The sequence below is a fragment of the Microcoleus sp. B4-C2 genome (assembly GCF_036705265.1).
Lineage (GTDB): Bacteria > Cyanobacteriota > Cyanobacteriia > Cyanobacteriales > Microcoleaceae > Microcoleus.
Map to the genome: position 1 here is coordinate 19,582 of NZ_JAUBUB010000017.1, position 24,844 is coordinate 44,425.

Annotated in this window: 18 protein-coding genes; 13 read left to right on the forward strand and 5 right to left on the reverse strand. The window is 44.4% G+C overall.

Annotated features, from left to right (window positions below):
• Window positions 1-158: 158 nt before the first annotated feature.
• On the reverse strand, window positions 159-1,082 hold the full coding sequence (locus tag QUB20_RS08190) for an ADP-ribosylglycohydrolase family protein (protein ID WP_333245479.1): 924 nt from the start codon (window positions 1,080-1,082) through the stop codon (window positions 159-161).
• A gap of 321 nt (window positions 1,083-1,403) precedes the next feature.
• On the opposite strand from QUB20_RS08190, the gene minC reads away from it, so the two are divergent.
• The 7 genes from minC to QUB20_RS08225 all read left to right on the forward strand — a co-directional run bounded on the left by minC (window position 1,404) and on the right by QUB20_RS08225 (window position 6,574).
• Window positions 1,404-2,204: a septum site-determining protein MinC gene (gene minC, locus QUB20_RS08195; RefSeq protein ID WP_333056111.1), complete on the forward strand. Its 801-nt coding sequence runs from the start codon at window positions 1,404-1,406 to the stop codon at window positions 2,202-2,204.
• A gap of 318 nt (window positions 2,205-2,522) precedes the next feature.
• On the forward strand, window positions 2,523-3,329 hold the full coding sequence (gene minD / locus QUB20_RS08200; RefSeq protein WP_333241448.1) for a septum site-determining protein MinD: 807 nt from the start codon (window positions 2,523-2,525) through the stop codon (window positions 3,327-3,329).
• Between the two features lie 206 nt (window positions 3,330-3,535).
• On the forward strand, window positions 3,536-3,907 hold the full coding sequence (gene minE, locus QUB20_RS08205) for a cell division topological specificity factor MinE (protein WP_333245482.1): 372 nt from the start codon (window positions 3,536-3,538) through the stop codon (window positions 3,905-3,907).
• A 117-nt stretch (window positions 3,908-4,024) separates the two neighbouring features.
• On the forward strand, window positions 4,025-4,234 hold the full coding sequence (locus QUB20_RS08210) for a hypothetical protein (RefSeq protein WP_333291286.1): 210 nt from the start codon (window positions 4,025-4,027) through the stop codon (window positions 4,232-4,234).
• Window positions 4,235-4,521: 287 nt separating this feature from the next.
• Window positions 4,522-5,097 (forward strand): TerD family protein, encoded by a 576-nt coding sequence (locus QUB20_RS08215; protein WP_333056080.1) that lies wholly within the window; start codon window positions 4,522-4,524, stop codon window positions 5,095-5,097.
• 12 nt (window positions 5,098-5,109) lie between these two features.
• Window positions 5,110-5,712 carry a TerD family protein gene (locus tag QUB20_RS08220; RefSeq protein WP_333056081.1) on the forward strand — a complete coding sequence of 201 codons (603 nt, stop codon included), beginning with the start codon at window positions 5,110-5,112 and terminating at the stop codon, window positions 5,710-5,712.
• A gap of 160 nt (window positions 5,713-5,872) precedes the next feature.
• Window positions 5,873-6,574, forward strand: coding sequence for a zinc-dependent metalloprotease family protein (locus tag QUB20_RS08225; protein ID WP_333245485.1), 702 nt, complete (start codon window positions 5,873-5,875; stop codon window positions 6,572-6,574).
• 27 nt (window positions 6,575-6,601) lie between these two features.
• Here the strand turns inward: QUB20_RS08225 and QUB20_RS08230 are convergent, their stop codons facing one another.
• Window positions 6,602-7,057, reverse strand: a complete 456-nt coding sequence (locus tag QUB20_RS08230; RefSeq protein WP_333209493.1) for a TerB family tellurite resistance protein — start codon at window positions 7,055-7,057, stop codon at window positions 6,602-6,604.
• 218 nt (window positions 7,058-7,275) lie between these two features.
• Window positions 7,276-8,445 carry a DUF58 domain-containing protein gene (locus QUB20_RS08235; protein WP_333245487.1) on the reverse strand — a complete coding sequence of 390 codons (1,170 nt, stop codon included), beginning with the start codon at window positions 8,443-8,445 and terminating at the stop codon, window positions 7,276-7,278.
• Window positions 8,446-8,724: 279 nt separating this feature from the next.
• On the opposite strand from QUB20_RS08235, the gene QUB20_RS08240 reads away from it, so the two are divergent.
• From QUB20_RS08240 to QUB20_RS08250, 3 genes are all read left to right on the forward strand, one after another.
• The gene (locus QUB20_RS08240; RefSeq protein WP_333056086.1) at window positions 8,725-10,005 is read left to right on the forward strand and encodes a PilT/PilU family type 4a pilus ATPase; all 1,281 of its coding nucleotides are present in this window, start codon (window positions 8,725-8,727) and stop codon (window positions 10,003-10,005) included.
• A gap of 570 nt (window positions 10,006-10,575) precedes the next feature.
• The gene (locus QUB20_RS08245; RefSeq protein WP_333245490.1) at window positions 10,576-12,207 is read left to right on the forward strand and encodes a polysaccharide biosynthesis protein; all 1,632 of its coding nucleotides are present in this window, start codon (window positions 10,576-10,578) and stop codon (window positions 12,205-12,207) included.
• Window positions 12,208-12,835: 628 nt separating this feature from the next.
• Window positions 12,836-14,023 (forward strand): glycosyltransferase family 2 protein, encoded by a 1,188-nt coding sequence (locus QUB20_RS08250; protein ID WP_333245493.1) that lies wholly within the window; start codon window positions 12,836-12,838, stop codon window positions 14,021-14,023.
• A 267-nt stretch (window positions 14,024-14,290) separates the two neighbouring features.
• On the opposite strand, the gene QUB20_RS08255 is transcribed toward QUB20_RS08250, so the two are convergent.
• Window positions 14,291-20,179, reverse strand: a complete 5,889-nt coding sequence (locus QUB20_RS08255; protein ID WP_333245496.1) for an AAA family ATPase — start codon at window positions 20,177-20,179, stop codon at window positions 14,291-14,293.
• Between the two features lie 508 nt (window positions 20,180-20,687).
• On the opposite strand from QUB20_RS08255, the gene QUB20_RS08260 reads away from it, so the two are divergent.
• The 3 genes from QUB20_RS08260 (at window position 20,688) to QUB20_RS08270 (ending at window position 23,699) form a co-directional block, all read left to right on the forward strand.
• Entirely contained in the window at window positions 20,688-21,434 is a 747-nt protein-coding gene (locus QUB20_RS08260) for a hypothetical protein (RefSeq protein ID WP_333245498.1), read from the forward strand.
• An 84-nt stretch (window positions 21,435-21,518) separates the two neighbouring features.
• Window positions 21,519-21,743, forward strand: a complete 225-nt coding sequence (locus QUB20_RS08265; protein ID WP_333245501.1) for a hypothetical protein — start codon at window positions 21,519-21,521, stop codon at window positions 21,741-21,743.
• A 252-nt stretch (window positions 21,744-21,995) separates the two neighbouring features.
• Window positions 21,996-23,699: an NAD(P)/FAD-dependent oxidoreductase gene (locus QUB20_RS08270; protein WP_333245504.1), complete on the forward strand. Its 1,704-nt coding sequence runs from the start codon at window positions 21,996-21,998 to the stop codon at window positions 23,697-23,699.
• 573 nt (window positions 23,700-24,272) lie between these two features.
• Here the strand turns inward: QUB20_RS08270 and QUB20_RS08275 are convergent.
• Entirely contained in the window at window positions 24,273-24,827 is a 555-nt protein-coding gene (locus tag QUB20_RS08275; protein WP_015176151.1) for an NYN domain-containing protein, read from the reverse strand.
• Window positions 24,828-24,844: the final 17 nt, after the last annotated feature.

Here is a 24,844-nt window from a genome sequence, read left to right on the forward strand (position 1 = left end):
GAATGCGCGTGAGGCTCAAGAGCTGAACAAATTATCTATAAAAACAACAGAATTTATTCCATACGTAATACAATCTTGTCATGAAACAAGTCCTGACAGTATCTACAATTATTTATGTTATGCCTGGGAATTGTCACCCTTGATTTAAAACATCGGTTTTAACTAGATAAAGAGAAAAGCCGATCGCCAAAAGATACAATTAAAGTGCGATCGGCTAATTGCGAGATCCATTTTTCCGGTATACCAGATTCTCCGTAAAAAGCCCCCGCCAACTGTCCGTAAACCGCACCAGTTGTATCCGCATCGTCGCCCAAATTCACAGCCAACAAACAGCCTTCGGCAAAAGAAGAACTGTTGTAAAACGCCCAAAGTGCCGCCTCCAAAGACTTGACAACATAACCAGTACCTTTAATTTCAGGAGGTTGTCGCAATTTAAAAGAACCCGCCGCAATCTCATCAATCTCTGCTACCAGCGGATTTGCGGCCCAATATCCCGAAATAGGACAATATCTTTCCGACAGCAACACATCTTTAGCAACTCCATTCACCGCCCCCGCAATTAAAGCACCCAAATAACGGCAAGCATCCACACAAGTAGCAGCACCGTGAGTAGTTCTCGAACTTTCTCCAGATTTTTCTATGACTTCCAAAGGATTTGTAGCATAAAACAAAGGCACGGGAGCCAAGCGCATAATCGAACCGTTGCCAGCAGTCTGAGCATCGGTAAAACCGCAGTAAGGTTTTCTTGTATCTTCAAACTTCCAAAGAGCTTGCTGAACCGTATTGCCAATATCAAAACACTCGCCCGTACTGCTCAAATGTCCGTCTCGCCACCACCGCAAATAAGTTTCTAACTGATGGACTGGATCGAAACCTTGCTTCTCAATCAAACTTTGGGCCAAACAAAGCGCCATCGAAGTATCATCCGTCCACTCACCCGGTTGCAGTCGAAACGGGCCACCGCCAATCATATCGTTAATAGGTGTAAAAGTTCCGGGGCGACAGAACTCTAAACTTGTTCCCAAAGCATCGCCAACTGCCAAACCGAGAAGACTGCCGCGATAACGTTCAATTTGTTGCATAACGTAATTAAAAATCAATAATTAGTAAGCCCGTTATTATTGAATTATCATATAGCAATCCTTGCAGGAGTCGTGAATTTTTTACCCCTCCCCAACTCTCCCCGAACTCGCGGGGACGGAGTAAGAAATTCACAAATGATGCGAGGATTGCTATAGCTTGTCAAAACTATTTCTCTCTTCTCCTCTCTATTCTCTTTCTCTGTGTCCTCTGCGCCCTCTGCGGTTAATAAAAAAAATCTTGTTCACAAACGAAGCTGAGCCAAAAGACCGATCGAGCTAATATTGATGTTAACCTGTCCCTACCTGAACTCAGACCTGTCCATGACACCCGATGCCACCGCCGGAGCCGCTGCCGCCCCTCAATCAACACCCGAAGTCAGCTTGGAGCTGCAAGTCAGACTCAAAACCGAAGATGGACAGCTACTGTTGCTACTCCCCCCAGAAACCAATAGCGAACCCGCAACAGCCTCCGCCTCGACTTGGACTGAACTTTGGCAGCAGCTAAAAGTCAGACTGAACGCAGGAGAACGCTTTTGGCAGCCAAACGCAGAAGTACAATTGATGGGGAACGATCGACTTTTAGATATCCGCCAACTGCAAGAAATCGCCGATGCCCTCTCCGAAGTGGAACTGCAACTCAAACGAGTCCACACCAGTCGCCGCCAAACCGCCGTTGCCGCAGCTACAGCAGGCTATTGTGTAGAACAGCAGCCTCCGGTTTCTTCCCTGAATAAAGCCGCCGCTGAAAAACCGCAATCGCTGGCGGAACCTTTATATTTGCAGATGACAGTGCGATCGGGCGTAGAAATTCGCCATCCTGGCACCGTCGTACTTTTGGGAGACGTAAATCCCGGCGGCTCAGTCATCGCCGGAGGCGATATCCTAGTTTGGGGCCGTTTGCGGGGAGTCGTGCACGCCGGTGCCGGTGGCAACACCAAAAGCGTGATTATGACCTTGCAGATGGAACCGATGGTGATTAGGATTGCTAAGTATGTTGCCAGAGGCCCAGAAACCTCACCCGCTCAGTTTTTCCCGGAAGTCGCCTATGTGACGCCCCAAGGGATTCGGATCGGTAGAGCCTCTGATTTTGACAAATCGCAGTTAGTCGGGGGTAATGAGTAATCGGTAATTGGTAATTGGGAATTGGTAATGGGTAATTTGTAATACTATTTCTCTTTAAGCCTGCACTTGATAATTTTTCCCTTGGCTAAATCAGCCACTAAAGGACGATTTTAAAATTAAGCGCAGCTTCATATAGAATTAGTATTACAAGGAGAGTTTTGAGTTTTGAGTTAATTCACTGAATAACAGATTGCTGCCAAATTGCCAAATAATCGTTGCTAATCATCAACCGATAATAAGACCAATTACCCATTGCCAATTACCAATTACTAATTACCAATCACAAATCACAAATTCCCAATAAATCTAAAATCGCTTATGGCTCGCATTATTGTTGTTACATCAGGGAAAGGCGGGGTAGGAAAAACCACCTCCACAGCCAATCTCGGCATGGCTTTAGCTAAGCGGGGGCGCAACGTTGCCGTAATTGATGCCGATTTCGGTCTCAGAAATTTAGACTTGCTGCTGGGCTTAGAAAATCGGATTGTTTACACGGCATTAGAAGTTCTCGCTGGAGAGTGCCGATTAGAGCAAGCTTTGGTGAAAGATAAGCGGCAGCCGCGCTTGGTGCTGTTGCCGGCTGCCCAAACTCGGATGAAAGATGCCATCAGCGCCCAGCAAATGAAGCAGCTTGTGGGGATGTTGGGAGCAAAATACGACTATATTTTGATCGACTCTCCTGCTGGAATTGAACAAGGTTTTCAAAATGCGATCGCGCCGGCTCAAGAAGGGATAATTGTCACCACTCCCGAAATCGCTGCTGTCCGCGATGCCGATCGAGTCATCGGGCTGCTGGAAGCCAACAATGTCAAGAAAATCAACCTGATCGTCAACCGGATCAGACCCGCAATGGTGCTGGCAAATGATATGATGTCGGTGCAAGACGTGCGGGAAATCCTCGCCATTCCGCTGTTAGGCGTGGTTCCCGACGACGAGCGCGTCATCGTTTCCACCAACCGAGGCGAACCATTAGTATTGTCGGAAACGGCCTCTTTAGCTGGAACTGCCTTCGACAATATTGCCCGCCGCTTAGAAGGCGAAAAAGTTGAATTTCTAGATCTCAATCCCCATCGAGAAAACTTCTTTACTCGCCTCCGCAAGTTCTTAAATACTAAAATTATGTGATGTGCTGCAATATGGGCGATCGATCTTTAACAGCAGCGACTTCATCAAAAAAACTAGCCCAAATTTTCCCCCAGTGACACCAGTTCCCAAAAAGAATGAAACTGTAGGTCAACTTTAAACCATTAGGGAATGAGTGATTCCCCAATCGAAAATCGAAAATCGTATAACGTTTTCTATGCCTAACCCTTGACAAATCAGCCTGACCCATGATACACACACTTCTCGAACGACTTTTCCCGCGCACCCCTGACAACAGCCGCGACGAGGTAAAACGGCGCCTCAAACTGGTTCTAGCCCACGATCGCTCAGAACTCAGCCCAGAAATGGTTGAGTCGATGCGCCGAGAAATTCTAGAGGTGGTGTCTCGCTACGTGGAAATCGATACCACTGGGTCTGAGTTCTCGCTGGAGAGCGACCAGCGGGCCACAGCACTAATTGCAAATCTTCCGATCCGGCGAGTCAGGATCGAGCATCCACCGGAGAATTTGCCCAAGAATTTGCCCCCGAATCGGTCCGAAAATCGACCCGAATATGTACCGGAGTATGTAGTCGAAATTCTCCCCGACACTACGGAGTGATAGGGATTAAGATTTTATTGTCAGGCAAAGAGTTCGATTCGAGCCGATCGGCATTTAAATTAAACTATAGCAACCGCTTTCGTCGGTTAGAAAATAGACTACAATTAGTGGCCAGTTTTGCAGAGCGATCGCGCCGACTTTTGGGCCCAAACTGTACATTTATACATCCTTCATCAGGTCATCCGAGCGATCGAGTTAAATGGCATGAAGAAAATCGAAGCCGCTCAAGAGTTGGGAATCCGTCGCAACACCATCGACGCCACAAGTCGATGGTATTGCATCACAGGAGACTTCCAAGCGGAGGGCCTTGTGGAAACGGCCTGGTAATGGTCACTTGCATCACAAAACAGAGTCAAGTTCCGAGAGTTCAAAATACACAAGCACAATAACCCAAGTTGAGAATACACAACTGTGGGAGGCAGGGCATGATTACTTTGTACTCAGACCCAAAAAATAATTAAGAGTTGTCATCCCTATTGACATCTGCACAGTTAGCTAATATTCTTATTATTTAAGATTAAAAATTCTACAACTATTTCCAGCAAAAACTTAAAAAAGTTTTCAAGTCCGCGCCTCCCTCCATAACCACTTCTAATAAAGAGGAAGATTGAATCATGGCAGTATCTCTGAGCAAAGGACAACGGATATCGCTTGAGAAAATTTCACCCGGTCTCTCAGAAGTATTCATAGGACTGGGATGGGACGTTAAAGCTACAGACACGGGCTCTGACTTTGACCTAGACTCATCATTGTTCCTCTTAGGTGCTAACGAAAAATTAATTTCTGACAACCACTTCATTTTTTACAACAATCTCACAAGTCCAGATCCCGACAAATCAGTGCAGCACCTGGGAGATAATCTCACGGGGGCCGGCGAGGGGGATGATGAAGTTATCAAAATCAACCTCAAAAAAGTGCCTAATGATGTCCAAAAAATTCTTGTAACTGTAACCATCCATGAAGCACAGCAACGCCGTCAAAATTTTGGTCAGGTGCAAAATGCCTTCGTGCGGCTCGTTAATGCCCAAACACAACAGGAAGCTGTTCGCTATGACCTGGTAGAAGATTATTCCATAGAGACAGCACTGATCATGGCTGAACTCTACCGGAAAGACGGCGAGTGGCGTCTCAATGCAGTGGGCTCAGGTTATCAAGGTGGTTTACAAGCATTACTCGATCGCTATAGCTAAAAGGTAAAACACATGGGAATTAACCTACAAAAAGGACAGCGCATCTCGCTTTCCAAAGAAGCACCCGGGCTAACAAAACTGATGTGCGGATTAGGGTGGGATGTGGCGAAACGCTCCGGTGGAGGTTTGTTTGGGGCTTTTAGCAGTGCTCCCGATTATGACCTGGATGCCTCAGTGATTTGTTTAGATGGAAATGACAAAGTGAATGATATGACCAATATCGTTTATTTTGGCAATCTCTCCCACCGTTCAGGAGCTATTACGCATCTAGGTGATAATTTGACTGGAGCGGGAGAGGGAGATGACGAGCAAATTCTCGTCGATTTATCTCGAATTCCCTCGCAAATTGTCAAACTGGTTTTTACAGTTAACATTTACGATTGCATTGCACGCAAGCAAGACTTCGGACAAGTTCAAAATGCGTTTGTGCGTTTGGTTAATACGTCTAATAATCAAGAACTTGCAAAATACAACCTCTCAGGTTCTGAATACAAAGGCATGACGGGGATGCTGATGGCAGAAATCTACAAGCATAATAATGAGTGGAAAATGGCAGCCATCGGTAACGGTGTTAAGGTTAATGGGTTACAGGAACTTGTGAAAACCTATGCTTAACAACTCCTTCGGTACATAGATGCTCCTTACTTCCTGGAATCAGAAGTGGACAACAACGATGAATACCCTTTGTTTTGTTGAAATACCTGAAGTAATCAGCGTAATTTACATGAGATGAAAAATACGTTATGTTACGAGAAAAAATTCTTACACTCAGTCAATGTCGCTGTACGATCGCCTAGACTTAACCAAACACAATCGCAAGCTAAAACTCCCCCTCTCTCAACGGCTAAACCTGACTAGAACCCCCAAACTCCGCTGTCACGGCTGTCGTTCCCGTACCCAGCCTCAGTGGGAGTTTTGCCCTTCCTGTGGAAGAGTTCTAATTGATAATGATAGCGATTTTCGCCGTTGTATTTGGGTAGATTTATCAGGAATGGATGTCGCACCCGAAAATAAAGAAGCGATCTTTTCCTTACTGATGGACGCTTTCTCCAAACTCTACGGCGCATTTAGAAGCGTCAAGGTATTTTTGACCTCCGATCCCCCCGATCGCAAAGAGTGGGGCGAAGATTTTACTCATGTTTATATATTCGTTGATAGCCAGCCGGTTGACTATCTCGGCGTGGCTAGCTTCAAATCGGGAATGGTTACAGATCGGGCGATTATTCGGATTGACCAAGTATTCTATGCTTCTTACAATGCCAGCCTTAGTCTCAATCAACTATCTAACTTAATTGCAAATACCATTGCCCATGAAATAGGACATACACTAGGACTCGATCATTCTGCACTTCCGACCGATGTCATGCACAATGGACTCCTTCATACTGTTCATAGCTTAATGCCTCCCTCATTTCACGCAGAGCAAATAAACTCAATGAACAATGCTATTCGCAGATATCAAGCCTTGAATAATTGATGGGCTAGAACCAGGAAATAGCTGAATTTAGAGATCGAATTCCCCAGGATTAATGCCCACAGCATGGCAAGCTTCTTTGACAACCTTCTTTTCATCTTTGTCAAAATTACCATCCGCACCACCGATAATAATGCCAATTTGGATGACGGCACGACCTTGGTCTAGTTTTTTATTAAGTTTCCCTATCGCTTGGATAGCCTCAATTTTACCAAAATCGAAGTCCTGTGAGAGCTTCTCACAATAAAAATCAAATTTTTGCTTCAACTCCGACGCCGGAAAAATTTGGAGTGTTTCATTGGAAATTATTAGAGCCGCCGTTTTTTGTCTTTCCTCGGTATTGATAGTGCCATCAGCAGCAGCAATCAATGCACATATTGCCATTGAGGCTTCAGCAAACTCATTATTTTTAAACTTGGAAATGTTGGTTTGCAGAGAATCGTTCATTTGCGATACGTTCTGCTTTAATTTCTCCCAGAAACTCATTTTTTCTCCTATTTGGTGAATGAGATATGATGTTTGCGACCGGAGTCCGAGTAATCTAACCTGCTCTTAACTTGCCAAGCAATTGCCGGCTCCTGTAAGACGCTCAAGTTTATGGATTATACTTCTGTAGTTTATCATGTTTCTTGAGATTTTAGATTAATCAAGTCAATTTTCATAACTAATCGCTCTTTCACAGGTTTTTTCGTGGACTATCTTACTTAATAACTAATCGCTCTTTCCAGAGGATCTTGTAACTGAAGTTCTAAGGGTCGATCGGAGCGAATTTCTAAACCGGGTAACTCATGTTTGACTAACATTTTTTCGCCTGTTTCAGCAGTGGCACTCGACCAAAGTACCCAGCGACTGCCAGGGGAAAGAGTGTTTAAACTTGCAGAGTTTTGAGTCAGCCAAATTATCGGCAGTTTCGACCGATTATCGATCGCATCTTCCCCAGCATTAACCGCCGCTAAAGTTTCCAAAACTACCCGGTTCCCCGAAACAAGTCCAGTCCCGGCAGTCCAAAGTTTGACGTTTAACAGGCGCTTGCTAGCATAGAAGTAAAGAGACGCAGCTACTGTCACGGCTCGTTCAAATTCTTCTGGCTGCCACGCCGCAGCGCTGTCGAGAGCAATAATAATTTCTTGACCGCCGGCTGCAACTTCTAACTCTCTCACCCGCAGTTCTCCGTAGCGGGCGCTGGTGCGCCAGTGAATCAGGCGGGTGGGGTCTCCGTGGCGGTAAGGTCTCAGGTTGCGGGTGAGACCTTCGGTAGCAGTTTGCGATCGACTGCGATTGTAAAATTGCGGGCTGTCTTCTTGACCGATGCGATCGATCAAAGGACAAGTGCTCAACGGCAAAACCTTTGGATACACAACCGCCACCGCTTTGACTGCGCGGCTGCGTCTGCACCAAAACAACCCTAAAGGTGCCGCCGTCCTCAAGTTTATCTCTTGCCAACGATAGACGCCGCGCTGCCGGACTTCGAGATAGTATGTATCCCTGTATATACTGTTCGGCTCTATGACTTCGATCGGGCGGGCGACGGGTTCTCCCAATACAAACGGCAAGATGTCTATGACTTGTAACAGAGTCTTAGGTTGGCGGGCGCGATTTTCGATTTCTAGTTCAACGGTGATTTGATCGCCCGCACTCACCGGTTCGATCGGGCGGCGACGGACTTCCAAGGCACGGAGCGATTTTCCAGGCAAAACCGCCGCTACTCCCAACAACGCCAAACCCCCACCGCTGAGCACGTACAGCCACCCAGACATTGTATTAGTTGCTGACCCAAAAAAGAAAACCGTCATCCCCGACAGCAGCCAACCCGCGTAGGCAGGTGTAACAGCGCGATTTTCGAGCCAGTCGGCGATTTTGTGACCGATGTTCATAGGAGTTGAAATTGTTAATTACTCGATCGCCCCATCAAGCCTAATTGTAAAATATTCTCAGCATTTAACACCGAATTAGCTGCGAGCGATAAAATTAGAAATCGGGCCTTTTTTCGCAATTAATACATTGACCGCGCCCAACAACGGATACAAGCCCCAACACTCGCTTTGTGGACATACCCCAATTTTAGAGCTTAGTTCAAGCTCCCAGATTAATCTGTCGAGTAAATCTAAAATCTAAAATCTAAAATCTAAAATCGATTGACTGGAGACCAAAAAATGAACCCATTAAACAATCCTACACCCGTTCAACCAGAGGCTCAAGGCCGCCGACGAACACCGCCACCGCCCCCGCCCTTGGCTGCAACTCCCGCACCGCCTCCAGCGCCGAGTGTGCCCCCCGCAGCCCAGCAGCAGCGGCCTGTTGAGACACCCGTCAGTACGATCGAACAAATGGTCAGAGATGCCCATGCAGCGAGCGCTTCCGACATTCACATTCGAGTCGGCCAACTACCTCGATTTCGGATTCGGGGCGTGATGCAAGTAGCAACTAACCACCCCAAAGTAACCCCAGAAATTTTTGAAAATTACCTAGCCGAAATTCTCACCCCCGAACAGCGAAAACAGTTTGCAACTACCAAGGAATTAGACTCAGCAATTTTTTACCCTGGCTTCGTGCGGTGTCGGCTAAACTGTTTTGATTCTCTCAGCGGCGGTGCCATAGTATTGCGGTTGATTAGTTTGGAAATACCTACTATCGATTCCTTGAGGTTGCCAGAAGTTCTCAAAAATATCATTTTGCGATCGCAGGGATTAATATTGGTTACGGGGCCTACCGGTTCGGGGAAATCCACAACCGTAGCTGCGATGATCGACCACCTCAATCAGATGGAGCAAAAGCACGTAGTTACAATTGAAGACCCGATCGAATTCATTCATCCTTCTAAAAAATGCTTGGTCAGCCAGCGGGAAGTCGGCTTGCATACCCACGAGTTTCAGCAGGCTTTGCGCGCAGTTTTGCGGGAAGATCCCGATGTAATTCTGATCGGGGAAATGCGCGACAGAGTTACCATCAATACAGCTTTGCAAGCAGCTCAAACTGGTCACTTAGTATTGGGAACTCTCCACACTCGCAGCGCCATTAACGCTATTAATCGGTTGTTGAACCTCTACCCACCTGAAGAACAACAGGCGATGCGGCTTCAAATTTGCGATTCTTTAGTAGCGGTAATTGCCCAACTTTTGCTGCCAACAGTTGACAACCGTCGGGTAGCAGTTCACGATATTTTGGTGAATACACCTGCTATGCACGATTACTTGATGAAAGGTGCTGATGATGAAGCTTTCCGGTTGATGGAACATGATACTTACGAAGGAATGCAGATTATCAACCAAGGTCTTTACAAACTGGTGCTAGAAGGCAGAGTGACGATCGAAGAAGCAGCAAAAACTTCTCCTGAAGCCAGCGATTTAGACCGCCGCTTGCGGACAGGAGGCTACGATGTTGCCGACGCTCGCGGCTTTGAAGGCAGCAAAAAAGAACGCACCGTTCGCGCCTAGTAGCAGCACACATACAGGGGTAGGCACTGCAGGACTACCCCACCCCTCAAGTAACAAGATTTTGAGCAGACGGAAATATTTGATTAAGATTTTTGTGCGTATTTTTACTTAAACTTCACTTTCATTTAGTAACAAAAAATACATTTTAATTAAATAGTAAAGTGCTAGAATCAATGTCTAGTGTATTGTTAAGTTTTTTAAATGTAGACCCTACTTTACATAAACTTTAAAATTACGTGAAAACTCACAGGTTATTGCAAAGAAATAGTAAAGATATGTTCAGAGTATTGGCAGCAATCAGCAATTTAAGTATATAGTTGTAGTGACAAATTTTCGACAGAAAACATTCCGACTTAGCCGATATTTGCAGCTCGCAGAAGTAAGCAGGTTACAAAAGGGCTTAATAAAACTACAAGCCGAGCCGATCGCGTGTCTTTCCCATTAACTAGCTTTTCGTCGTCGAAAAAATCCTAAAACCCACCAGAATTTTAAAGATTCTGTTCCTCGAAAATTTGTTTAACAACGCGCTTATCAGCAACGGTATTTCTAGAATTTAAAGGAGAAAAAAAAGTGAAGAGTGCATTTAACCAAAGAGAAGTGTTTGAAGGTGCCAGCAAAGCGGAAATAATCGATCGCATCCAGCAGCTAGTTCGCCCCGGTTCCCCGGAACCCCAAGATCCTGAAATCCTCGCGGCATTACAAACTCTCACCGCACAGCTAATCTCCGCCTATCAAGCCGACGGACAATTAGAAAGCGAACCTTTTAGCGACGTGCGCGATCGCACTATTCACCTCTACGCATCCGCCTGCAGCAGCCAAATCAAAGGAAAAACCATCCTCATCACCGGTGGAGAAGGATGTGTCGGTCGTTTCTTAATCGAAAAACTCCTCGAATTAGGCGCAACTAAAATCATTTCCGCAGACAACGCCCGATGTCACAACCCCGAAGAAAATCTCCCGCTTTTTACCAGAGAAGGTGCTGTAACTTTCTATGCCGCCGACATTCGCAACCTCGACGCGCTCAAACACATATTTGAGGTAGAAAAACCAGCAATTGTTTTTCACCTAGCAGCCCAACGCCAACCCGGACTAGCTGAAATCAAAATCCGAGAAACAGTTACAACCAGCCTGTTAGGATGTAAACACATCATCCAACTCTGCGAAGAATACGGCGTAGAACATTGCATCTTCTCTTCTACAGGCAAAACATCTCGATATTTTACAACCGAAGTTTACGCCGCCTCGAAAAAGTTTGCCGAATGGCAATTTGCCAAAGCAGCTCAAGAAGGAGATGTCACTTACGGGATGGTTCGCTTTACCCATATGTTAGAAAATAGCTTGTTCTGCGAGCAAATGTCCAAAAAAGTAGAACAAGGTAAAACTGTCAACGTTCACGCTCCCCACCGTTACGTAACTGCTCAAAATCTGGTCGAAGCTGTACATTTATTGCTGAATTCTTTGGTTGTGTCCGTTCCCGGCAAACTGAAGTTTGTCGCAGTAAGTAATCTCGGTTGGCCGACAGAAACCTTGGAAGTAGCTCTTTATAAAATTCTTGAATCAGGCAAAAATCTGCCGATTTATTTTCAAGGACTTTTGCCGGGATATGAAGAACCGTTTTTCCTAGGACAATTTGACTGGAAAAAACCTACCGATATTCACCTTCTAATTAATGTCTTGGAAGATCCTTTTAGAAGTGTTAACGATGCTGGCGACATGGTGATTGTAGAATTAGCTCCTTTTTCTTTGCCCGTATTAGATAAACAAGTGTCGAAGCTCGAAAGCCTAATCATCGATCCAGATTTCCCCGAAGTGCAAATCAAGCACGCTCTTGTCGCAGCGGAAAAAGAAGTGATTGCTTCCTCTTTTGCGTGGAGTGCCCCTGAAGACTTGTTGAAGATTTTGCAGTGGGGAATCAATCCGAAGAAATTGCAAGGTTACGGAACAGAAATCGCTGACTATAGCGAGATTATCGAACTCCTCCTGCAAGGAATTTGCGGGCGACTTAGCCAAGAAGTCTTGCACAATGCTGGAGTTACGGCAGATGAGTTTGATGACTTAGTTGAGAGTCTTTCTACCCTGGATTCGATTCAAGCAGAAGTGGGATATTTGCGATCGATATCGAGATATCTCAGAGAATTTGCGGCCCCCGCACAGTTCACCACCAAAAAATCTGAATCTGTTGCTATCCGCGATGCAGCGTAGCTTGAACATAGTTTTGAGTTGGGAGATTACTTCCTGAGTGCCCACCCACAGGGGATGAATGAGTTATATCAATTCCGGTTGCACGAGCGAAATGATTGTTGACAGTTGACAGTTGACAGTTGACAGTTGACAGTTGACAGTTGACTCGGTGTCGAAAAACGGAATGGTTGAGTGTTAACTGTTGACTCGATTTTATTATTCCGATGCAACCGGATTTGATGTTAAACTTTGATGTTAAACATCGACTAAGTGTTTAGTTGATTAAAAATAGAACACCCGGAAACCTGGTTTATTTTAGAAACCGGGTTTCTCCAGTCTGGGCTTGTTTGAGGTTTAATTAAATTGAGTGACTTAACATTTTCAGAATAGACATGATAGGATATTGTTTGCGACCGCACGGCCGCACTCAAATTAATTTTTAGTCAGGACGATCGTCCTAGTAGTTTTAGGAGGACTAGCGTCATCACTAAAAATGTGAGAAGGGTGATTTTTTGCGGGCATGATATGATGATACTTTAGATAGCGTGGCGCAGTGAGTTAACAAAGATGCAATAAGATTAAATACACTCAATGAACGCAACAAATAAAATTAAATTAAGGTACTAGAATTGTGGAAATTAATCAGCTAATGTTCCTATTGATTGATGTTGTGCTATTGGCGATCGCCCTGATCCTTCTAATTCCCGTTGCAGTTCTATTTCTAGAATGCAGTGCAGCTTTCTTGTCCGGCGAGGGCGAGACAGCGGAAACTAAAGCGCCCCGCCCCAAAGTAGCAGTTTTAATTCCCGCTTACAACGAAGCAGCAGGAATTGCCGCCACCATCTCCACCATATTGCCACAGCTAACACCTCAAGACCGCCTGTTAGTGATTGCGGACAACTGCACGGACGCTACGGCAGAAATCGCCCGTAACTGCGGTGCAAGTGCGATCGAGCGCCAAGACACACAACGCAAGGGCAAAGGATACGCACTGGATTTTGGCTTGCAGTCGATCGAATCAGACCCCCCCGAAGTAGTCATCATGGTTGACGCCGACTGCATCTGTCAGCCAGACTCTATAGAAAAATTAGCCAGGGTTGCAGTTGCTCAACAAAGACCAGTGCAAGCAACTTATCTCATGGAACAGCCACCAAATCCTACTCCCAAAGATTCCATTTCTGCTTTAGCATTTCTTGTGAAAAACTTAGTCCGTCCCAGCGGATTAAAACAGTTAGGATTCCCATCATTACTAACAGGTACTGGCATGGCTTTTCCCTGGTCGATAATTCGATCGGTTTCCCTAGCTAGCAGCAATATTGTTGAAGATATGCAGATGAGTTTGGATTTGGCGATCGCCGGACACCCAACAGTATTCTGCCCCGAAGCCAACGTCACCGGCTGTTTGCCACAGCAGCAGCAAGCAGCTAAAAGTCAAAGAACCAGGTGGGAACACGGTCACATACAGACATTGTTAACTCAAACTCCCCGGCTGACAGCAGCTTCAGTCGAACAAAAACGTTTTGACTTATTGGCGATCGCCCTCGACTTATCCGTCCCTCCCCTATCGCTTTTAGTCGCGATCTGGCTAGCTGCTTTTGCCACCTCTTTACTAGCAGCAATTTTGGGAACATCCTCAATTCCCGCCGTCTTGTTAGCAGTACAAGGATTGCTGATTTTAGTTTCAATTGTCGGCGCTTGGGCAAAATTCGGGCGTGCCGATATTTCTGGCTCAACTCTCTTATCTGTACCTTTTTACATCCTTTGGAAAATCCCTTTGTATCTAGGTTTTCTCCTGAAGCGGCAAACTAAATGGGTGCGGACAGAACGCGATGTTTAATATTTAAATTGAGAAGTTTTAACCGCAGATATCAGCAGATAAACACAGATGAACGCAGATGAACGCAGATATAATTGTATCTGCGTTCATCGGCGTTTATCGGCGGTTAAAAAAACATATATAAAAACTTAGGGATGAGAATTAAATAAAATCCACTTTTCATGACTGTTGTGGGATGGGCGTCCCGCCCGCCCAGAAAGGACGGGCGGGACGCCCATCCCACAAGAAAAAAGGGAAATTATTTAATTGACGATCCTTACAAAAAGTTCACTGCTTCACGGGAATTTCAATCACAAACTCAGCCCCCTCACCGGGCGCGGAAAAGCACATTAGCTTCCCGCCGTGTTTCTCTACCACAATCTGATAACTGATACTCAACCCTAAACCGGTACCTTTTCCCACAGCTTTTGTAGTAAAGAAAGGGTCAAATATTCGCGATCGTACTTCCTCCGTCATCCCCCGACCATTATCAGCAATATAAATTCTCACCAAGTTTTGGTCGCATACCTCAGTCCGAATCTTAATCCTTCGCTCAAAAATTGGAGATAAAGGATTTTCTAGTTGGGCAGTTGTCTCCGGTCGCCCAACTCCTAACTCCACTGCATCAATTGCATTGCTCAAAATATTCATAAACACCTGATTTAACCCAGAAGCATAACAATTTACGTTCGGCAGTTGACCGTATTCTTTAACTACCTCAACCCCATGTCCGAGTGCATCCTTTTTCAACCTGTGCTGCAAAATTAGCAGAGTCGAATCAATCCCGGAGTGAACATCCACTGGTTTCATCTCGGCTTCATCCAGGCGTGAGAAATTCCGCAGCGACAGCACAATATTGCGAACGCGATCGACCCCAACCTGCATTGATTTTAGAATTTTAGGCAAATCTTCTTGAATAAAAGCCAGGTCAATATCTTCTGTTCTAGCAACAATCTCAGGATTAGCATTCGGGTAAGACTCCTGGTAAAGCTCAATCAATCCCAGCAGCTCCGAGCTATAATCGCTAGCATGGAGAACATTGCCATAAATGAAATTAATCGGATTATTAATTTCGTGAGCAACCCCCGCCACCAACTGTCCCAAAGAAGACATTTTTTCAGTTTGAATTAGTTGAGTCTGCGTCGAGCGTAATTGGGACAAAGTAACTTCTAATTGTGTCGCTTTTTCTCTCAATTGCCCCTCAGACAGTCGCAAAGCATCCTCCGCTAACTTGCGCTCCGTAATGTCCTGTATCGTCCCAAATAACTTAATCACCTTACCGCCATCAAAAATAGCTTGCGCCTTAAGATAAATATATCTGACAGCTCCATCAGCGCGCAAAATTCTCATCTCATACTCGCAAGGATTTCCTAATAGACTAATCTGCTCTACTGCCTCTAACCACAACTTTATGTCATCTGGATGAATTTGCTTCCTGTGTTCTAAAATAGTGGGCTCTGGTAGTTTAGGGTCAAGGCCAAAAATTCGGAATACTTCCTCCGACCAAGTTAATTTATCCCCCTCCAAATCAAATTCCCAGTTGCCGAGGTGCGCCAGTTTTTGAGCTTCTTGCAGCTTAGCTTCTTTAGTCTTTAATTCCTGCGTGCGCTCTTCTACTCTCACCTCCAGCGTCCGGGAATAATCCTCCAACTGTTCCTTAGCCTCCGACAAATTAGCAACAAGTACCGCATTTTCTAGAGAGATGGCAGCCTGGGAAGAAAGAATTTTCAAAACTTCCAACCTAGTTGGAGAAAACGCTTCAGTAGCTAAATTATTTTCCAGATAAAGGAGACCTACGAGTTTGCTTTGATTCAGAATAGGAGTACAAAGCGCAGATTTCACTTGCTGCCTTTTAATATAGGGATCGTCTGTAAATAGACCTTCTCTAGCAGCCTGACTTAAAACTACATCTAAGTGCGTTTTTTCAACATAATTAATCACGGTTATTGGCAAAACCTCTGCAGGAGATACTCTAGGGCATTGTTCAACTGCAACATCCGAAGACTCCACCGATGCCGCTGCTTCAATCCGCAATTTTCCGTCCTTGGGCATCAGGAGAAAACCTTTTTGCGCCCCAGCATTCTCGATCGCCATTTTCATTAACTTTTCTAACAACTTGTCCAACACAATTTCACTAGCTAGCGCTTGAGATGCTTTAACAACAGTTGTCAAATCCAATAAACTGCTGTGACTGCTGCTCGTGCTATAATTAGTGCTAGTAGTAGTTCGATATCCGCTGGATCTTCCTGCCGATACAGGGGGTAAAGAAATCGGATATTCTGACTCCAAATGTTTGACCTTGGCGGTTGCTCCCCAATGAATATAGCCGTAGTAAGCATCTATTAGATAACTCTGAGCCACTTTATTTCGACCGTTAGCTAGATAAAATTCTGCAGCCCGTTCATTGGCTAGGGCTTCTTCGTGGATGTATTCATTCTTCGAGGCTCCTTTCACCGCTCGATCGTAATACAGGGCAGCTTTTTCATATTGTCCCAATACTCGCGCTTTCTCTGCCTCTACCAAGTCATATTTGTGTTGATAATTTTCCGCACAGTGAAAAGCCCAATGCTTCATTTTTTTCTGAAGCGAAACAACTTTTTTTAGATATTGTTTCTGTTCGCTTTTTGAAGCTGTGGGGTATAAAGCTAAGAGCGCTAGGGAATAGTAAAAATTGTGGATAGTAACATACATCATGCTCATCACAGCGTCAGAGTAATTTGAGGCTGTTATCGCATTTTTTACAGAATTAGCATAGTCCTTAAACAAATAATGCAGCCAGGATTTATACAAATAAACTACAAATTTTACCAGATTATTTGGACTTTCTATTAAAGCTGGCAGCATAGTTTCTTCATTAAACATTTCGCCAATCAACAGGCAAGAATTAGCTGTTTTACCTTGCAAATTTAAGACCATTTGGGCCCCAACTGTGGCTTGAGAAATCGTAAATTCATTCTTGTAATTCACCAACATTTCAATATATTGACTCTGCTTGGTCACCACGGAGTCCAGAGGTTCGCCACTAAAAAATATATAGTTGCTGTAAAAACTAGCACAATAACAAGCATTGTTGACATCTCCCGTTTCTATTCCACTCTGAATTCCCTCAATGAAACCTGTAAGACTTGCTCTGATGTGCTCCGACCAGTGGCGAATAAAACCATTAAAGCTTAGTGAGATTAGAGAGTTGTGCAAGTTGGTATGAAATCGCTCTAACACTGCCTGAGCTAGTTGACCGTATCGGTATCCCGAATCCATATCACCTAACACTCCACAGTGAATCAAACCATACCCTACATACCCGAAACTAGACAGCGGCGTATTCCCGTACTTCAGAGAAAGAATAACCATTTTAAAGATGATCAGTGGGTACAGATCAGGTGCTACTATAAAAGCAGCAGGAGTCATATTCGTTAAAATCCTTATAGCCGCAATTTTATTAGGGTCAGTCATTGGCGGCAGATTCAATAAATCATCAATCTGCTTGTTTTTTAAAGCTAGTTTTGTCAGAAATAGCTCCATGAGAATATTCAGTTTTTTGGGGCTTTTAGGAATATAAATTCCCAGCATTTTCAAAGCTTCGAGAGCTATATCTATCGAATGTTGAGCTTGATTTTGATTAAAATAGAAAACTATTTTTAGCTCATAAACCTTAATTTTTTCTAGCAACTTTTGGGCGCGGAATATAATCACATCTGATAGCTGAAACGCTCGCTCAAAGTCGGTATTTATGTAGGACAATTCCAGCGCTTCGATATGGAGTTCCATGATTAAATCGTAGTGACTCTGCCAAGCTTCTTCAGCTAAAAGTCCTAGACCTACATTAAAATACTTGAGTGCCGCTTCATAGGCGGCAGAACTCTTAGCTTTATTGCCAGCTATGAGATTAAAGTTAGCTAATTCATCTCGCTTTGACTGAGTGGTGAGGAATTCCACTCCGATATTGAGTTGGTTGACAATATCAAAGATATTTTCTGCGATTTCTGACGCGGGAGTTGAATCCAGTAGCAGGAAGCCGATTTTTAAGTGGGTTTGTTTTTTCTGGGAGTCGGGAATGAGAGAATAGGCGGCTTGCTGTACGCGATCGTGCAAAAACCTGTAAGATATTGAGGATTGAGCGCGACTAGCAACTCCACCCCCATCGGATTGCCACCCGAAGTCGCTTTCTTCAACCAACGGGATTTTGTAAGCATCGCTCATTGGCAGAATTAAACCAGCTTGCAGCGCATCCCATAAATCCGCCGCCGTTTCCGAACGTGATTTTCCCCTAACAATTGCCAAATTTTCTAAACTAAAATGGTTGCCCGTGCAAGCAGCTAATTTTAATACTTGCTGCGTCTCCTCCGGCAGTTGTTGCAGATTCCGAGCAACTAATTCAACGACACTGTAATCTGCAATGCCAGCGGCGTTAATTTCCGTGATGTCCCACTGCCATGCACCAATATTGAAATCAAATGCTAGCAGCTTTTCAGAGTGCATGGTTGAGAGGAGTTGAGTTATAAAAAATGGATTTCCGCCCGTCTTACTAAAAATCAACTCTGCCAGAGACTGGAAATTTTCGGTTTCATTGCCCAAAGTATCGCGCACTAGCTGCATGACGTTGGTAAACTTTAAACATGGGAGGATAATGTTATGCACCGCTGCACCCGTCTGTTTAATTTTTTCTACAGTTTGCACCAACGGATGAGTTGAATTGACTTCGTTATCTCGATAGGCTCCTATCAGTAAAAAATATCGGCTATCCGGGTCAGTAACGAGTTCCTGAATCAATTTTAAGGAAGCTAAATCTGCCCACTGCAAATCATCCAGAAATAAAACTAAGGGGTGTTCGGCTTGGGCAAACACCTTCAGGAATTCTTTAAACACCCGAAAAAGTCGATTTTGAGATTCTGTCGGCCCCAACTGTGGAACACCAGGCTGCGAACCAATTATTAGTTCTACAGAAGGAACGACATCAATAATAATTTCACCGTTTTGACCTAGCCGCGACAAGAGCTTTTCTTTCCAAATTGCCAACTCTTCTGAACTTTTTGTGAATAACTGCTGCATCAATGACTCAAACGCTTGAGTTATTGCAGCATAAGGAATATCCCGCTTAAACTGGTCAAATTTGCCAGCAATAAAATAACCCCGCTGCCGTACAATTGGTTTTTTAATTTCACTAACAACTGAGGTTTTACCGATGCCTGAGTAACCGCTTACCAACACCATCTCTGTATTCCCAAAGCTGACTCGCTCGAATGATGCCATCAAATCAGCGACTTCTTGTGTGCGACCGTAGAGTTTTTGGGGAATCAAAAATTGACCAGATTTGTCAAGTGTGCCTGGAATAAAATTTTCAATTTTACCAGTAGTTTGTAGCTGAGTTAGACAATTTTCCAGGTCTGCTTTTACTCCAAAGGCACTTTGATATCTGTCTTCGGCATTTTTAGCTAATAGTTTCATGACAAGGGATGAAATTATCTGCGGGACTTGATTGTTTAGTTGATGGGGAGGAACTGGCGTCACCGCAATGTGGCTGTGAATTAATTCTAGCGGGTCGGTTGAATTAAAGGGCAACTCTCCTGTCAGCATTTCATAAAAGGTGATGCCTAGAGAGTACAAGTCAGTTCGGTAGTCGAGGTCTCGGTTCATCCGACCAGTTTGCTCTGGGGATATATAGGCTAGAGTGCCTTCTAGCACCATAGTATTGCTATTTTGGTGGACTTCTCTCGATAGGCGCGTCGCCATGCTAAAGTCGGTGATTTTTACTTGTTCAAAATCTGGTGTAATGATAATATTTGATGGTTTTATATCTTTATGAATAATCTGGTTGTGATGCACTTCTCCGAGAGTTTGAGCCACTTGAATAGCTAGTGGCAAAAACTTCTGAAGTTTAATACTTTTACCTGCGAGATAGTGGCTGAGAGATTGACCGCCGAAATCTTCTAAGATCAGAGCGAAACTGTTGTTATATTTTTCTAAGCTATGGGGTTTGACAATCCCTTCTAGCTTGAGATTCGAGCTAATTTTGTATTCATGTCTCAAGCGGGTAATTTCTTCTATTGTGGGATAGTCGGTATTGAGTGTTTTAACGATCGCCGATGATCGATCGGATTCCCTGACTGCGCGATAAATGATGGACTTCACACCAAGTTGAACAACTTCTGTGATTGTGTAACCGGGAAGTGTATTCATGGGTTTTATTCTATGACGAAGCTTTGGGTTAACATTGCGCTTGATATCCAGCGACTATCGGGCGGACGGTACTTAAGTATTTGTATATACTGAGTAGCTTATAATACTTAAAATATTTTAAAATATAAATAATTACTCAGGGATTTTTTAGAGAGGGAGATGCCTCAACTTTGAAATGGCATGGACGGGGGGACAGCCAAACATCTGGTTTGAACTCCGACTTAATCATGTACGGTCTGATACCTCACCCAGTTAATTGCCATATTGTAACAAATTCTGTGATGCCGATCGCACACATGACAGACAAATTTTTATATACTCAAAGTTTTGCTCAATGTTTGAGTCCGGTAACCAACAACGAAGGGGACGCCCGGGGCAGGAAAACGCAGGTTTAGGCGATCGAGAACATAATTAAACGTGATATCAAACACAACAATTATTGATTTAAATCACATTTACGTCGTGATTAAGTTACTAGCCTATAGATTCATTAATCAGGTGCATCACAATGGAAGAAGTCCTAGAATTGATTGAAAAGAAGAAGCAAGAATTTGCTAAAGCAGAGCTATTTGAGTTTATGCGAGACAAAAGTATAGACCCAAGACAACGCCTAGCTTTCGCTCCCTGCATTGCTCACTTTGCAATGAGTTTTGGTGAATTGAACCAGTCTCTTTTCCGAGAAGAACCAACCAACGATCCTCTTCAGGCAATGATTAACAATCATACTTACGAAGACGATCATCACTGGTTGTGGTTTTTGGCAGACATGGAAACACTGGGTATTAATAACAAATCCTTGAAGTTCAGCGATGCTTTGAATTTTGTCTGGAGTGAACAACTAAAAGCTTCACGGTTGGTAACATATCAAATTTTTCGATACGCTTTTGGAGCCAGTCCCATCACTAAGCTAGCAATTTTGGAAGTGGTAGAAGCATCGGGTAACGTGTTCTTGTCAGCGACAGCATCAATTGCCGAAGAACTCCGATCAATTACTAAAAAGGAGCTGATCTATTTTGGCTGTTTTCATTTGGATGTGGAAACAGGTCATACTACAGGGACGCCGGATGTGGAGCAATCGATCAAAAACATACCACTGACCATTGAGAGCCGTCAAGAGATTTTTGAGATAGTTGAGAATTTGTTTGAAATTTTCACAAAACAGATTGCTGAACTTCTGGTTTATGCAAAAACTCATAGCTTTGACCAACCTTTTACCGAACCCCGCGAGATTTTGGAACCTTTAAAAGCTGCGTAGTTTACGAGATGTAAAATTTTCAATTTTTAGAATTAGACAAGTCTTATAATAAGACAAAATTCATTACTTAAAAGGAGACGAATCATGTCAAAACTTAACAGTAACTCTTCAAATGCGATCGATGAACTAGCACCGAATCTTATCCACACTTGGACTGAGAATTTGGATATAGCTCATACTTGGACTGAAAATTTGGATATAGCTCATACTTGGACTGAAAATTTGGATATAGCTCATACTTGGACTGAAAATTTGGAGATTTCTCATACTTCTCCCATAGCTGAAGATGAGAAAGTAGCAGTGGGATAAAATCTGTTGCAAACTGAAAGGTTGCACCAATGTTAATGAGGGGCTTTTTCGTGGGTGGGGGCGGGTTTACTTAACCTGTTTGTACCATTTAAAGCGGTTGGTGAACCCGCCCATACAAGTTCTTGGGAATGGTGCAACATCTCAGATAAAACCTGTTGAAAATAACTATTCAGCCTCGCTCATTTGGAGGCTGAATAGTTAGACATTTTTCTCGTCAATGCCCAAAACTAGCATCTACTATCTCTCTTTGATATGAGCCATTACGACGTTGTAATTGTGGGCGGCGGCCCCGCTGGAAGCACTGCTGGCACTCTGATCAAGAAATACAATCCCAATCTGAGCGTGCTCATCCTAGAGAAAGAAAAATTTCCTCGCGATCATGTTGGGGAAAGTCAATTGCCTCAAATTAGTGATGTGCTTCAAGAAATGGGATGTTGGGACAAAGTAGAAGCAGCCGACTTCCCCATTAAAATCGGTGCTACCTATCGCTGGGGAAGCGATCCAAATCCTTGGGATTTTAATTTTATCAAGCCTGAACAGTTTAAAGATGAGCGGCGTCCTGCTAAATTTGAGGGACAGAGACGGCAAACTGCTTTCCAAGTTGATCGAGCAAAATATGATGAAATTTTGCTGCGTCACGCGGAAGAAATGGGATGTTTAGTAAGAGAAGAAACGCCCGTTGTTAAAGTAGATACAGAGGGCGATCGCATTACCACCCTGCACCTGCGGCAAGAACAAATAACTGCCCGCTACTACATCGACGCCTCCGGCCACATCGGCGTGTTGCGACGAGTTTTAGGAATCGAAACACACTGCCCGACGCGGTTGCAAAATATCGCTATCTGGGACTACTGGACAAACGCTGAATGGGCCGATGAAATTGGCGTTGGTGGCACCCGCGTACAGGTAATGAGTTTGAGTCACGGGTGGATTTGGTTTATTCCCTTGGGCCCTACTCGCACCAGTATCGGCTTTATTTGCCCTGCGGAACATTACAAGCAGATGAAACAGCGGCCAGAGGAGATATATTCCGAAGCACTCAAAAGCGAACCCCGCATCAGCAAGTTAATCGCTAATGCTACCAGTACGGGAAAGATTGAAACTACAAAAGATTGGTCTTTTTTGGCTGATAGAACAGTAGGAGAAAACTGGTTTTTGGTTGGAGAAGCGGCAGGTTTTGCTGATCCAATTTTAGCTGCTGGCATGACTTTAGCTCACACTGGTGCCCGTGAAGTGGCTTACACAATTTTGGAACTAGAGCAGCAGAAGCACGACGGCAACTGGCTTAAATCTCAATATGACCACAATCAGCGCAGCCGAGTTAAAAAGCACATTCGGTTCGCGGATTACTGGTACGCTGCTAATGGTCAGTTCACTGATTTACAAGAGCATTCTAGGGAAATCGCGCGGGATTCTGGGTTGAATTTAAGCCCGGAAAAAGCTTTTCAGTGGTTGGCTCAAGGCGGATTCACGAATGATATTTTGGGTCAAGCTGTGATTGCTGGATTTGATTTGGGTTCTATGAAACAGGTGATGCAACGCTTCTCGCAGCAGGAGGTTCCGTGGCTACTTTCGGCATACAATGTGTTTCAGTTAGATTTATTGGATGCGGAAGTCGAGTTTGTAGCTGTTTATGATGCTGGTCAAATTAGCAAGATCAAGTGTTATGTGAAGAACGGTCAGCGCTTGCCTGTTACAGGTTTATATGGTTTGCTGATTGACATTTTGGGCCGCACTCAGTACATTGAACAAATTTATCGGCAGTTGGTACTGCTGTTTAAGGAACGTTTTTCTGTGCAACACGCACGAGTAGCTCTTCATCAAGCCCTTGGTTGTTTGGAGGTGATGGTGAGTTCTGGTATTGTCAAGGCGATATTAAACCCGGAGTTGTCTAAGTTGAATATTTCCATACCTATGGAAGGTGAGTTAATTCACACTCACAGGGATGTGAATTAAGGCGCTACCAGAAAGCTTGACCCCAAACCATCTCAAATCTTAAAAAACAAAAAGTCTGAAGCTGGAAAATTCCAACTTCAGACTTTTACTAACTCCCCGGGTAGGATTTGAACCTACGACCAATCGGTTACACTTATCCCAACGTTTCCGAAGGGGGCGGACTATTTCATCATCCCTACAAATCATGTTTGTGATCTGTCGTCGGATGTCGGGCGCTATGAGATTTATTGGTTAGGCTCCTCATCTCTAGTCTCTGCACCTTTCCGGCTACTTGCGATCGTAACCGCTGCCTTTCGCCAGACTTGGCTCAAGATTGCCGCCACCCGAAGTGCTGCGGTTTCCTTGAATTCACCCGATTTTTCAGTATCCGTTACCGGATAGAGCTGCTATGTCACTAGGGCTTTTGGTTGATGCCAAATGCTTGCATTCATTACAGCCGACCGCTCTGCCACTGAGCTACCGAGGATTGGGGGTTTTTGTTACCCACATTTACTAACAATAGCTGAACTTCCTCGATTTGGCAAGGCCTTTGAGAAACTTTTTTTTTGTCAGACAGGGAGCGGGTTTCAGCAGCTAATGCAGCCCCATTCTCAACTTGGCGAGGCGCTGCTGGGATTCTGGATCGAGGGAACTGGCGAGAAAGCGACTGGAATTTTGTTTGCGGGATTTGTGTCGGCGCTCGCTGCGGCGGGCGGTGGATTCTACGTCAGCCGCTAGTTGTTCGGCGGACATCCATTCGGCACCGTAGCCGACTACGGTCAATTGCTGCGCTCGGTCTGAGGTGGCGACAATCATGCGGCCTTTGCCTTTGACCGATCGCAACTCGTAGCGCAAACTAGCACAAGATTTTTCAATATAAGTATCTGCTGTCTGACCGAAGTCAGTGTAGTGCACTGATAAATTTTTAGTAATAATTTCTTTAACGCCGGGAGTATCTCGATAGTGGGCGTCAAACACCAGCCGAGCCTCAAAATCTTGAACGGCGCTGTAGTTAACTAAAACCTCAATCAACTCGCGGCGAGCTGTTTCGAGTTCGTCGCGATCGCGCTTCTCTCGGAGTCGAGGCCAAAGTCCAATTATGTTATAGCCGTCTACAAGTAAAACTGCTTGTGATACATAGAGTGACATGGTTCAAGGCTGAAGAG

What these genes read in the sequence shown, in the direction of transcription:
- QUB20_RS08230 (WP_333209493.1), bottom strand. Translation starts at nt 7,057, where the DNA reads ATGAGTTTCTGGGAGAAATTAAAGCAGAACGTATCGCAAATGAACGAT.
- minE (WP_333245482.1), top strand. Translation starts at nt 3,536, where the DNA reads ATGATACACACACTTCTCGAACGACTTTTCCCGCGCACCCCTGACAAC.
- QUB20_RS08265 (WP_333245501.1), top strand. Translation starts at nt 21,519, where the DNA reads ATGTCAAAACTTAACAGTAACTCTTCAAATGCGATCGATGAACTAGCA.
- QUB20_RS08190 (WP_333245479.1), bottom strand. Translation starts at nt 1,082, where the DNA reads ATGCAACAAATTGAACGTTATCGCGGCAGTCTTCTCGGTTTGGCAGTT.
- QUB20_RS08260 (WP_333245498.1), top strand. Translation starts at nt 20,688, where the DNA reads ATGGAAGAAGTCCTAGAATTGATTGAAAAGAAGAAGCAAGAATTTGCT.
- minC (WP_333056111.1), top strand. Translation starts at nt 1,404, where the DNA reads ATGACACCCGATGCCACCGCCGGAGCCGCTGCCGCCCCTCAATCAACA.
- QUB20_RS08270 (WP_333245504.1), top strand. Translation starts at nt 21,996, where the DNA reads ATGAGCCATTACGACGTTGTAATTGTGGGCGGCGGCCCCGCTGGAAGC.
- QUB20_RS08225 (WP_333245485.1), top strand. Translation starts at nt 5,873, where the DNA reads ATGTCGCTGTACGATCGCCTAGACTTAACCAAACACAATCGCAAGCTA.
- QUB20_RS08235 (WP_333245487.1), bottom strand. Translation starts at nt 8,445, where the DNA reads ATGAACATCGGTCACAAAATCGCCGACTGGCTCGAAAATCGCGCTGTT.
- QUB20_RS08215 (WP_333056080.1), top strand. Translation starts at nt 4,522, where the DNA reads ATGGCAGTATCTCTGAGCAAAGGACAACGGATATCGCTTGAGAAAATT.
- QUB20_RS08220 (WP_333056081.1), top strand. Translation starts at nt 5,110, where the DNA reads ATGGGAATTAACCTACAAAAAGGACAGCGCATCTCGCTTTCCAAAGAA.
- QUB20_RS08255 (WP_333245496.1), bottom strand. Translation starts at nt 20,179, where the DNA reads ATGAATACACTTCCCGGTTACACAATCACAGAAGTTGTTCAACTTGGT.
- QUB20_RS08250 (WP_333245493.1), top strand. Translation starts at nt 12,836, where the DNA reads ATGTTCCTATTGATTGATGTTGTGCTATTGGCGATCGCCCTGATCCTT.
- QUB20_RS08240 (WP_333056086.1), top strand. Translation starts at nt 8,725, where the DNA reads ATGAACCCATTAAACAATCCTACACCCGTTCAACCAGAGGCTCAAGGC.
- QUB20_RS08275 (WP_015176151.1), bottom strand. Translation starts at nt 24,827, where the DNA reads ATGTCACTCTATGTATCACAAGCAGTTTTACTTGTAGACGGCTATAAC.
- minD (WP_333241448.1), top strand. Translation starts at nt 2,523, where the DNA reads ATGGCTCGCATTATTGTTGTTACATCAGGGAAAGGCGGGGTAGGAAAA.